The organism is uncultured Clostridium sp. (assembly GCF_947072515.1).
GTDB lineage: Bacteria > Bacillota > Clostridia > Clostridiales > Clostridiaceae > Clostridium.
In genome coordinates, this window is record NZ_CAMTIG010000079.1 from 1 (window position 1) to 12,434 (window position 12,434).

Below are 12,434 nucleotides of genomic sequence, written 5' to 3' on the forward strand. Positions count from 1 at the left end.
AAGGGACATTCTTACAAGTAACTAACGTTTACGGGCATAAACGTTAGTTTTTTTAGTTTAAAGAATTTCGCTAAAATAGAGTTCATTGAAAAAGATTAAAATAATTTTATGCAGAAAATGTCGATTATTTTTATATGATAATTGACATTTTTCTACATGGGAATAATTAGAAATGTGATAAAATTAAATTGAAATTTAGATTTTAAGGGGGAATTTTATGAAAAAAATATTGATAGGCGCTGTTTTATTAGTAGGAATATCAACGGGACTAATAGGGGGGATAAATTCAATTACAGCGGAAGCTTCTACACTATTTCAAACTTCAAAATCAACGAGTAATTTACCTGGAAGTGATACATGGACGAGAGGAATAAAGACTCCAGGGAATGGTTGGTATTTAACATATAGTTATTACCATAATGCCAGCTATTCTCATAATGCAGGAGCATATACTAAGCAACATGGAATGAAATTAAGTTCTGTAGCAAGTCCAGGAGCTACTGCTACAATAAATGCACCTTCAGTTCCTGATTATACAAATGCATATACTAGAGCAGGGGCAGATAAATCAGGTTGGAAATATGTTAGAGATGAAGGTACTGGTGAAAAGGTTGGAAAATAATATTTAAAATTAAAGGAGAGAACATGAAGAAGTTAATTAATATATTAGTTTTAACTATTTTTATGTTCTCATTTTTTTTAGGGTATAAAGAATTTGAAAATAGAAAATCTTTAGAAATAAAAAATATTGAGAATAAATTAGAAAATAGTTATGATATTTTAATTCCGTCTATTATAACGAAATTACCTAGAAATGATCAATATGAGTTTTTAGCAGAAGTTTCAGAAAATGCTTTATCATCTTTATTTTTTACAAGAATAGATAGAGTGGATGGAAAAGAAAAAATAATAAAATATATATACACTATAGATGATACATATATGAATTCTATAGATATAAGAAAAGGAAAAAAATTAGATAAGACTTTAATGAACAGTGAGTTTTTCTTGTCAACGGAAGAGACTGGTGATTCTAATCAAATAGGTGTTATTGATAATAGTAATAATGATTTTATTTTAGAAATAAGAACACTACATTCAATGCTTGAAGATGGAATGAATTTTACTGGAATTTGCACAATAAATTTACCAAATGACAAACCAGTTAATTATTATATGGGGAAAATAGAAGAATTATTTGGAGTAGAAAATATATCATTTAATAAAGCAGAAGTTATTGGTGAAGAATTTAAAACTAATTATAATTATATAATATTATTGACTTTAATTTTATCATTTATTTTAGTATATAAATATATTTCTTTATATAAAGAATTGGGAATAAAAAAACTTTTAGGATACTCTAATTTTGATATATGTAAAGACGAATTTAAATCACTTTTAAGTTCAATTTTATTTAGCGCATTAATATCTATAATTTTAATGAGCCTAATATTGTTTGATGTATATAGTATATTATATTTTGAATTTATAACTAAAATATTATTTATATATTTATGTATATCAATTATAATTATTTTTTCTGGATTGATTCCAGTTAGTTTTATCTATAAAATAAGATTACTTAACTTTATAAAAAATAAAAAATATAGTAAAAATATATTAATAATTAATTCAATAATTAAATCAATATTAATACTTGCAATAATATTGATTATTAACATTAATCTTAGTATTTTAAAAAATATTAATGAAAATTACTCTAAGTCATATAATAGATGGACTGATTTCAATAATTATGTTGTCTTAAATTTAGATGATTTAGATTTTGATGTTTCAGAATCTAATGAATTTAGATATTCACAAAATAAATTATATAAAATTTTTAATGAAAAAGGTGCTGTATTTGCTGATTTTGGGAATTATGAACAAATAAGTTTAGATATGAATCAAAATTTAGAATATTATAAGAGGACGAGTATCATAAATTCTAATTATTTAAATGAAAATCCAATTTATGATGTAGATGGACAAAAAATAGAGATTTCTGAAAATGATAAAGATTGGATAATATTAGTTCCTGAAAATTTTAAGTCAGATACAGAGGTGATATATAACTATTATAATGAATGGTTAAAAACTTATGATATGACAAATGAAACAAAAATTAAAATTATTTGGACTAAATCTGGGCAAAAATATTTTTCTTATAATGTAAATGTAAACCCAAAAGAAAATAACTATATAAAAGATCCAATAGTTATGATAGGAACAGAAAATGGATTATTTCCAGGTTGGAATCAAGCAATTTTTAATATTCAAGGAAATCCGATGAAAATTAAAGTGGAAGACATTGATAGTTTATATGGACAAATTAGACCTATAGTAGAATCAACTGGAATAAATGCAGCTAGTCTTCGAATAAACTTTGCAAATGAAGAAGTTTTATCAATACTTAATGAATATAAAAATATATTTTATACATTAATTTTAACTATAATAATAGCTTTAATTTTAGTAATAGTAATTGTATTTCAAAATATACATAATTTTTTTGAACAAAATAAATTAGAGTTAGTAATTAAAACTTTTAATGGATATGATAAATTTACTAAATATAAAGAATATTTTAAAGGTATATTACTTAATTATAGTATTTTATTGGTTATAGGAATTATAACTAATATGGTAATATGCAACATTTTGATAAGTGTATTACTAATAGGTTTTTTAGCAGAAATGATTATTGGAGTGGCTATCTTAGAATTTAATAATAGAAAGGAAATTGTTCCTATTCTAAAAGGAGAGTATTAATGTCGATATTAGAGTTAGATAATATAATTAAAAAATTTGATGAGAAAATCATATTAAATGAATTTTCTATGAAAGTAGAAAAAGGTGAACTTTTAGCAATAGTAGGTAAAAGTGGGAGTGGTAAGTCTACATTACTCAATATAATGGGGTTATTAGACAATTTTGATTCAGGGGATCTAAGTATTTTAGGAAATAAGAATATTAAAATAAATTCTAAGTTATCAGAACAATTACTTAGAGAGAAGATTGGATATTTATTTCAAAATTTCGCATTAATAGAATCAAAATCAGTTAACTATAATATAGATTTAGCAACTAAATATTTAAAATTAACTAAAATTGAGAAAAATAATTTAATAAAAAGTGTATTAAATGATGTTGGATTAGAAGATTATGGGAATAAAATGATTTATGAATTGAGTGGGGGAGAACAGCAAAGGGTAGCTATAGCAAGATTAATGGTAAAAAAATGTGACTTAATTTTAGCTGATGAACCAACTGGATCTTTAGATAAAGAAAATAGAGATAAGATATTTTCATACTTGAAAAATTTACAAAAGAATGGGAAAACTATAATTTTAGTTACACATGACGAAGAAATAGCAAGTAAATGTGATAGAATGATAAAAGTAGTTAAAGGTAAAGCATTTATACAAGAAAAGATTATTTAAGTAATAGATAGTAATTAAAGAATAGTTTATAAGGGTTTGACTTTGTAAAATGTTTTTTTATTAAATTAAATGTAATAACTGTAGTTTTGATACGGGTGAAGTATAGAGTCAAAAGAGGTAAGAAAGTCTTGTAATAGGTGTAAGATATTCCTAGAAGATGTTGGCGAGTATCTTTGTGAAAAATGATCTATTGGAGTAAAGGAAGTAGATAAAGATTGGTAGCAAGGTATATTGGATAAAGTAAAAGAAAAAGAATTAAAAAATAAATGATATAATGAAAATGTTTAATATAGATAAATATTAATTTATTTGCCGAGTGGTATCTATTGTCGGATAGATACTACTTTTTTTGGGGCTAAAATAGAGTTCAGTGAAAAGGTTAGGAAGGAAAACTTTCTAACCTTTTTAGTTTAAATATATTTAGATTTTAGAGAATTAAACCTATCTTTAATTAGTAAAAAAATGTAAGATATAACTAAAGTATCATTTTAGTATAAAGGAGCAGTATATGAGATTAGAGAAGTTATCTATTATAGAAATTGTTGAATATATTAATAACCAATTAGAGTTAGGAAGAGCTATGAAAGATATAGAAATTAATGATTTTAAAGTTAATGATAGAGTTATAGTAAAAAGATTAAATAGAAAAGGGTATAAAAGAGTTGAAAATAAATTTATAAATAATATAACAAAAGATATACAGATAGATAGCAAAGAAAAATTAGAAAATAATAAATCTAAAAAATTAAACAAAAAAAATGATGTTATACAGAAATATAACAAAGATATAAATAGTGATAAGCTTTTAGAATTAATAGAATTATTAGAGCCTATTAAAAGCTTAATTGAAGAATATGAGAAAAATAAAAATATTATAGAAGTTGAAACTCTAGAATTAAAGCCTAAAGTAATTACAAAGGTTAAACAGAAGTTGTTTAAAATAGATATTGAAGTTTTAGAGCAGTGGGAAGAGTTTGTTATGAGTCATAAGGAGTTTAAAGTTCAACAGTTGATAAGTATAGCTTTAGAAGAATTTATAGAAAAATATAGGTAGGAGGTAATAATATCTCCTACCTTTTTTGTCTATAAAAGAAATTGATTCTCATTATGAGAATTAATATTCATGAAATTGAATATTTTGGATATCATATAAAAGAGGAGTAAGCATATGGAATATGGGAATGCTCCACAAAATAGAGAGCGTATTTATATTGTAGGTTTTAAAGATAAAGAAGCTTGTGATAGATTTTATTTTTCTGATCCAATATCATTAGAAACTAAAATTATAGATATTACGAATCCAAAAGAAAAGAGAAATGAGAAATTTTACTACGAAAGTAGTAAATATTATCCAATGTTAAAAGAAGTAATGATAAGAAAAGATACAGTTTATCAACTAAGAAGAATTTATGTGCGAGAAAATAAAAGCAATGTATGTCCAACATTGACTGCGAATATAGGAAATGGAAGACACAATGTTCCGTTAATATTAGATGAATTTGGAATAAGAAAACTTACACCAAGGGAATGCTTTGAACTACAAGGTTTTCCTAAAAGTTATAAATTACCTGAAAAAATGGCTAATAGCCATTTGTATAAGCAGGCTGGAAACTCTGTAACAGTATCTGTTATAGAACGAATAGCAAAGAAAATGCTCGAGGCAATGGAATATAAAATAGTTTTATAAATAAAAGATTAAGCGATTTAATACATTTGATTTAGAAAAGAGGTATAAAAAAATGAAATGGTATATTGAAGAAGAAAATGAAGTGACAAGTTTTAATAAGAAAAGTTACTCCATAAAAATAAAAGAAGAAATTGTTGGTGATGAAGTACTACTAAATACATATATAGATGGTGAACTTGTAAATAAATTAACTAGGAATAAGATAGAAGAAAAAATTGAAAAACTAAAAAAAAATGATGATTATGAAATTGAAGAATTAGTAAGAAATTCAGAGAACTTACTTAGTTCTTCTGCTCAAGATTTTTTTAGATATATAAAGTTTAAGACTATTTATAATATTGTTATTTCAGATGTAGTTACAACTGAGAATTATATTTTACAATATAAATATTTAGTATTTTTTTTAGAAGATACTAAAAAGCAAAAATGTATTTTAAAAGATGAAATAACAGATATGATATTTGAAGCAGGAATATGGATACTCATATTTAATGAATTAAAAAAAAGATTAAATCAAGATTAAAAATAAAAAATGTCTAGAAAATTTAAATTTTCTAGACATTTTTGTTCATTATTATTAAAGTATCGTAACTTAGTAGTTTTGACACCGTGAATTTTATTATGGTATAATCATACTTAAGAAAGTGTCAAAACATATAGTCAAAATTAAAGGCGAATTGAGGGAGAAATATGGCGTATTATAATTATAAATTAACGTATTGTTATGGAGATTCTTCTCAAAGATATACGCATTACTTTGGGAGAGAGTTCTTAATGAACACATATATAGAAACTGGATCTAAAAGAAACTTAAAAGTTATAAAGGCAGAGAAGATACAAAGGATTGATGATGAAATATCAAAAAAGATAGTGAAAGATATATTAGGAAGTGCTGATAAAGTTGTTAAATCAGAAATTGGACTTATAGAAATACTTGCAACTAAGAATAATCGTGAAATAGTTATAAAGGCATTAAATAAAGATACGAATAAGTCAGTAAATCTTTTTAATAAACCATTTAAAAGCTTTAGATTATTATTAACAGAAGTTGGTGTAATTACATTAGGAAAAGATGGAGCAATAATAGTATCTTTAAAAGAACAAAGTAATGACACTTATGACACTAAAACAACAACAAATAATATTTATGGATATTGTAGAGTATCTACCAAAGGTCAATTAGATAATAATTCATTGGAGCAGCAGCAAGAAGAAATTAAAGATAGATATAATAATGCTAAATGTTACGAGGAAAGTTATACAGGAAAAACAATGGATAGACCTGTATTTAATAAGTTATTAGAGAAATTAAACACAGGTGATACATTAGTAGTAAGTAAGCTAGATAGATTGTGTAGAAGCACTAGAGAAGGATTAGAGATAATTGAAACATTGAAAGAAAAAGGAATAAGAATTCATATACTTAATATGGGACTTATTGAGGATACACCAATGGGAAATTTAATAGTAACTAATCTTTTAGCATTTGCAGAATTTGAAAGAGCAATGATAGTGGAAAGAACACAAGCAGGAAAGGCTATAGCAAAAACTAAAGATGATTTTAGAGAAGGAAGACCAAAGAAGTTTACTCAAAAGCAAATTGACCATGCATTAAGCCTTTTAAGTGTAAATAGTGGAAATAAAAGCTATAAGGAAGTTGAGGAAATAACTAATATATCAAAAAGCACATTGATAAGAGCTATGAGAGAAAAAAAGTTTACCTAAATAAAAAAAAAAGTTTACCTAAATGGTAAAAAATGGTAAACTTTAAATAAAAAGAGAACCATAGGCATTAAAAAAGTAAACTTAAAAAAGAGAGGGAGAAAAATGAGAGGGAGAAAGAAGAAGGATAAAGCAAATATAAAGAGCTTTACAATAAAAATAACAGAAGAACAACATCAATTAATAAAGAAAAATGAGTGTATAAGAAAAGACATAATAAATAATACAAGAGAATATTTAAATCTATTCTTAGGAGGAAAGAATACCTACTAATATTGGAAAAAATAATTAGCATAATTTTTTAGGAGGCAAAGGTAACCATTTAAGGAATTAAGAGTGGTAACCTTTTTATAGTCCTTATATGGGGGATATATATAATATTAAATCTATAGGAGCCATATCTAAAATACTAAGAAGAACCTTTAAACCTACTGATACTACTAACTTTATTAAGGGTGGGGGGGTTTTTATTCGGCTTATATGGGGGATATATAGAAAATTAAACCTATGGAAGCAGTATCTAAAATACTAAGAAGAACTTCTAAACCTACTGATACTACTAACTTTACTTAGAGTGATAGCCTTTTTATTACGCTTATATTATTTTTAAAGGTAACCATTTAAGGATAGTAATATCGAAAGTAAATTATTATTAGAAAATGAGAAGTTTAAAGATTAGATTTATGAGTGAATATAATCTTTAAAAAATATATATATGTATATGTGCAAAATATATATGTAGATATATATATAATATTTATCTACATAGTTGTAAAATATAAAATAATTACCTATATACTTGTAAAATAATTATATAGGTAATTATTAAGTACATAGATGTATAAATCATTATATGGAATTTATTTGAAAAAAGGTATAATAAAATATATTGATAATATAACGTCCTTAATATATTCAAAAGGAGGAATATATATGAATATTCTAACTAGTTATTTAAATAAGTATTGTGATGAAATAGAGCCTAAAGAATTTTATAGATATATATTTTCAGAAGGTGAACTTCAAGAAAGAGGTGTATATGAAAAAGGTAAATATAATGCTATTGCTATAGAAGTTACTAAAGATAAAAATATATATAATAAGGATAAAGTTTTAAGACACACGATTACTAATGATTTAGAAAAAATAGATGAAATTATTTCTAGAGATAATTTTTGTATAATGTCACCTATTAGTTATATTGGAAAAGAAAGATTAAGTGAAAATGCTAGAGTTCTGTATGCATTAACGATAGATTTAGATGGTGTAATTATCAAAGAGGGTAGAGATCCTATAGGATTAAAAACATTATTTCATCAAATTGAGAATATTGAAAGGATTCCTATGCCTACAATAATTGTTTCATCAGGAACTGGATTACACTTATACTATGTTTTTAAAGAACCAATAATGTTGTTTAGAAATGTAGTTAAACAATTTCAAAAATATAAAAAAGAATTAACTAGATTAATTTGGCAAGGATATATAACTAATTTAGAAGATAATATTCAATATGAAAGTCTATTTCAAGGATTTAGAATGGTTGGAACAATAACTAAAAAAGGTGAAAGAGCTAGAGCATTTCTTACAGGAGAGAAGATTACAGTAGAATATTTAAATCAATTTGTTCGGGAGGAATTTAAGGTTAAAGAATTTGCATATAGAAGTAATTTAACTTTAGATAAAGCAAAAGAAAAGTTTCCAAAGTGGTATGAGAAAAGAATAATTCAAAAAAGCGCTAAAGGAACTTGGACAGTAAATAGAGCAGTTTATGATTGGTGGAAGAGAAGAATAGTGGAAGAAGCTAAAACAGGACATAGATATTACTGCATGATGATGTTAGCTGTATATGCAAGAAAAGCAGGCATAGATAGAGACGAACTTGAAAGTGATGCATTTATGATTATGGAAATGTTTGATAGATTACCAGCAACTGAAGATAATCCATTTAATGAAAAAGATGTTTTAGATGCATTACAAGCATATGAAGATAGATATATGACTTATCCAATCAATAGTATTTCGTATTTAACGGATATTTACATTGAAAAGAATAAAAGAAATTATCAGAATCAAAGAGATCATTTAGAAGAAGCCAGAGCTATTAGAGATATTAGAATGAAAAGGATAGGAAAACATTGGAGTGATGGTAATGGAAGACCTAAAAATAGTGGAACTAAAGAAGAAATTATAAAAGCGTATAGAAAAAATAATCCATTTGCTAAGAAAAGTGACTGTATTAGAGATACAGGAATTAGTAAAATGACTGTTTATAAGTGGTGGGATAGATAAATTTTATTCGCTAAAATACCAATAAACGAAATTCTTGTTTAAAAAAATTAAATAAATTACCGTATACGGCTATTTAAAGCACCTTTTTAGGTGCTTTTTTCATCTTCTAATTGAGAATTGAAATAAAAGATAAATGAGAATTTTAATTTAAAAAATAGAGTTTACAATTTATTTACAGGTTTTTTTGCAAAAACCCTAAAAAAATAATCATATTATATATATACAGCTTTTTTATATATATAAATTATAATTTTTATTTATATAAAAATTTTAAATATCTTAGTTGATAAAATTATCTATAGCCTATTAATTTAGGATTAGGAGGAATTTTAAAAATAAAAAAATTAAAGGGAATATAGAGTTCCAATTAAAAATTGGACGTAGGAGGAATTTTAAAAATAAAAAATTATTTTGGAAATTTATTTAGTAGAAAATATTTTTAATATAAAACTTTAAAAACTTGTGGATACACAAGATTCCAATGGAAATTGAATTAACTAGTACTGTTGCTACAGGCAACTTTTAAAGGCAAATATTAAAAAATATTTTAGAAAAATAAAAAAGAAAAAATAAAAAAGAGTAAAAATAAAAATAAAGAAAAATAGAATTAATTTGGGACTAATTAATTCTATTTAAAGAAATATGTTTAGATACTATAAAAATAAAATGGGGTAAAACTTTAATAACTTTTAGTATTTAGACTTTAAAAAAACTTAATTTTAAAATTTAAAATTAAGAAGAGAAAATAAAAATAAAAAATTTAGTAACAACTAAAAAAAGAAAAAAAGAAAAAAAAGAAAAAAACCAAAAATTTTTTAATTTATGCATTTAGCCATATAAGGCTAAATGCAGAGCTATTAGCCTTATATGGCTAAAGCATATTTTGTTAAAATTTATTTTTAACAAAAAGAATTTGGTCTATTTTATAAAATAGCAAATTCCTTTTTAGGTCTCACAATTTACAATAAATTACAATTTGTGTTGTGTTTTGTGATTGCACCGGATCAGCCTGAAGCCAGTTATACCAGTTCTTTGATAATTTTTTTTGATCTAATTTGTAATGTACGCATTAACGAAATGTAATGGAGTTAATGCGTTATTAAGCATACATAAAATTAAAAAAAGTTAAAGTAGATCTAATAAAAAAGGGATATAAAAATTAAAAGCAGATCTAGTAAAAATAGATTTTAAAAGTTAAAGTAGATCTTAAAAATCTAAAAAAATGGTGCGATAGCACCAAAAAAATTTAAAACGGGAGGGGGAATTTTTAAAATGGGAAGACAAAAAAGTAGGTCTATAAAACAACAGCTGTACCATACGATTAATGAAAATTTTAAAGAAGCAATGGATAAACATAATTTAAAAAAAGATGGGAAAATGGATGGAACTAGAATTTTTAGCTATGCAGATCGCAAAAATTTGGTGGATTTTACAGCTAATTTTGCTAACTGGATGTATGTAGAACACAAAGAAATTAGATTAGTTAAAGATATAAACTCTAAACACGTGCAAGAATTTTTAGATTTTAAGGGAAAGACCTGTAGTAAAGCAACTGTAGAGCAATATATGTCTAAGGCAAACAAAATGCAAAGGCTTATTAATAAAACATATAACTTAAATAATAAACTAGAAATAAAACTTCCAGAAAAAATAAAACACAAGCAAAAAATACGAGACAAGCAGATGGAGATAAAAGACTGGGAAAGTTTAAAAAAGATTGTAAATCCTAATGCAGATAAAGCATTGGACGTAGCTAGATACTTTGGTTTGCGAGTTAGTGCAGTAGTAAAATTGCAAAAAAGAGATATAAATCTAAAAGAAGGATATGTAAAAGTTGTAGATAGTAAGGGTAAAAAAACTAGAAAAGTAGATATAGTAACAGAAAAACAGATGGAAATAGCTAAAAAGTTATTTAATAGTGTAACAGGAGCAGAACAAAGAATAGTGCCTATACAAGCAGGTTCTGTTAATGCAGAAATTAGACGTAAAATGGAACAACTGGAGATAAAACAAGATTATAAAAAGACAAGCACACATGCAGTACGTAAACTGTACGCACAAGAAACGTTTAATAGGGTTAGAGAAGAAGGAATGACTATTATGGAAGCGAGGGAGTATACAAGCGACCAGCTAGGGCATACAGAAGAACGTGGGGACACAGATGATAAACTTATGAAAACTTATGTAAGAAGTTTAAGGTAAAAATAAAGAAAAAGTAATGTGACTTTACAAAAAATAAATATTTTTATATAAAAAAAAACTTTACATAATCTAAGTAAAGTTTTATTATAAGAACATAATAATAAAAAAAAGCCTTTAACACACTTATCTAAAGAGCTACCAACTCTATAAATAAGCTAAAGTTAAAATGTACTACCAATACATTAGAACCGTTCGTAAAAGCTTAGATCTCATAATTAATTATGAGAATAATATACCAAAAGATTTGAGTAAAATCAATGGTAAAATAAGTTTAAAATGAATTTTCAAGCTATGTATTTAAAAGTACATAGCTTTTTTTAATGCCTAAATAGGTCAATCAATCGTTTTATGTGAAGAGCATATTAATTCGATATACGTAATTAATGACGAGAGCATTAATAGTTGAATATAACTAAAATATTCAAAACAAGGTTGCTATTCACTCTTGTAAATATGAATAGTAGTAGGACAAACCATAAAGCTACTTAAAATAAAAGGAAAGGTAAGCTTAGCCAACGTAAAAAGTCTTGTTTAAATACAAGTAGTTTAAAATATTTTAAACTAAAGCCTCCATACAAAAAGCCTAGTCCCTATCTTTAGGCGTATGGGAAAAAGCGTGATGACGGCGTAACGGTCAGGGTGGAAGTTCTAGGAGCATAGATGCTCGGGAACTATTTACAATTATGCTGGATAGAACTGGTGTAGAAAAAGTAAGTAGGTGTGCAAACACGTAACAGATAGGGTACAGAAATGAAGCGACGTGCAAAAGTCGGTATTGTAAGAGTAGTTATTTTCTTATATATGTTAAAAATTTTTTTAGCATATATAAGGGAATAACTGCGTCCATTCGGCTCGGATTCCCCATCGGTATATCCGACTTGGTAAAATATGGTTTCAATCTTTAGTTTAGGGATAGCAGTTATCCTGGGGGGTTTGGGGGTTGGAGAGCACCCATTTTAATCATAGAAAAATATTAATTTTTCTTCCTTTCTTTCTTTGAATAACTATAAATAATAAGTATAGAGTTTTATTATAGTTATAGGCTATTAAGTATGTATTGATATTTAGATATAAAATAGTGTAAG

Annotated in this window: 10 protein-coding genes; all 10 read left to right on the forward strand. The window is 25.2% G+C overall.

Going from position 1 to position 12,434, the window contains the following annotated elements:
* Nucleotides 1–217: 217 nt before the first annotated feature.
* The 10 genes from Q0W06_RS17635 to Q0W06_RS17680 all read left to right on the forward strand — a co-directional run bounded on the left by Q0W06_RS17635 (nucleotide 218) and on the right by Q0W06_RS17680 (nucleotide 11,349).
* Nucleotides 218–622 carry a hypothetical protein gene (locus Q0W06_RS17635; protein ID WP_297638843.1) on the forward strand — a complete coding sequence of 135 codons (405 nt, stop codon included), beginning with the start codon at nucleotides 218–220 and terminating at the stop codon, nucleotides 620–622.
* Between the two features lie 23 nt (nucleotides 623–645).
* A complete protein-coding gene (locus Q0W06_RS17640) occupies nucleotides 646–2,775 on the forward strand; it encodes a DUF1430 domain-containing protein (RefSeq protein ID WP_297638845.1) in 2,130 nt (709 codons plus the stop codon).
* Nucleotides 2,775–3,446 carry a putative bacteriocin export ABC transporter gene (locus Q0W06_RS17645; protein ID WP_297638848.1) on the forward strand — a complete coding sequence of 224 codons (672 nt, stop codon included), beginning with the start codon at nucleotides 2,775–2,777 and terminating at the stop codon, nucleotides 3,444–3,446. The genes Q0W06_RS17640 and Q0W06_RS17645 overlap by 1 nt, the downstream gene beginning before the upstream one ends.
* 508 nt (nucleotides 3,447–3,954) lie before the next feature.
* On the forward strand, nucleotides 3,955–4,500 hold the full coding sequence (locus tag Q0W06_RS17650) for a hypothetical protein (RefSeq protein WP_297638850.1): 546 nt from the start codon (nucleotides 3,955–3,957) through the stop codon (nucleotides 4,498–4,500).
* Nucleotides 4,501–4,614: 114 nt separating this feature from the next.
* Nucleotides 4,615–5,133 carry a DNA (cytosine-5-)-methyltransferase gene (dcm, locus tag Q0W06_RS17655; protein WP_297638853.1) on the forward strand — a complete coding sequence of 173 codons (519 nt, stop codon included), beginning with the start codon at nucleotides 4,615–4,617 and terminating at the stop codon, nucleotides 5,131–5,133.
* Between the two features lie 52 nt (nucleotides 5,134–5,185).
* Nucleotides 5,186–5,656, forward strand: a complete 471-nt coding sequence (locus Q0W06_RS17660; RefSeq protein ID WP_297638856.1) for a hypothetical protein — start codon at nucleotides 5,186–5,188, stop codon at nucleotides 5,654–5,656.
* A gap of 620 nt (nucleotides 5,657–6,276) precedes the next feature.
* The gene (locus Q0W06_RS17665; protein WP_297638867.1) at nucleotides 6,277–6,858 is read left to right on the forward strand and encodes a recombinase family protein; all 582 of its coding nucleotides are present in this window, start codon (nucleotides 6,277–6,279) and stop codon (nucleotides 6,856–6,858) included.
* Nucleotides 6,859–6,960: 102 nt separating this feature from the next.
* Nucleotides 6,961–7,128, forward strand: coding sequence for a hypothetical protein (locus tag Q0W06_RS17670; protein ID WP_297638859.1), 168 nt, complete (start codon nucleotides 6,961–6,963; stop codon nucleotides 7,126–7,128).
* A gap of 660 nt (nucleotides 7,129–7,788) precedes the next feature.
* Nucleotides 7,789–9,147, forward strand: coding sequence for a hypothetical protein (locus tag Q0W06_RS17675; RefSeq protein WP_297638862.1), 1,359 nt, complete (start codon nucleotides 7,789–7,791; stop codon nucleotides 9,145–9,147).
* Nucleotides 9,148–10,419: 1,272 nt separating this feature from the next.
* Nucleotides 10,420–11,349 (forward strand): tyrosine-type recombinase/integrase, encoded by a 930-nt coding sequence (locus Q0W06_RS17680; RefSeq protein WP_297638865.1) that lies wholly within the window; start codon nucleotides 10,420–10,422, stop codon nucleotides 11,347–11,349.
* Nucleotides 11,350–12,434 lie beyond the last annotated feature (1,085 nt).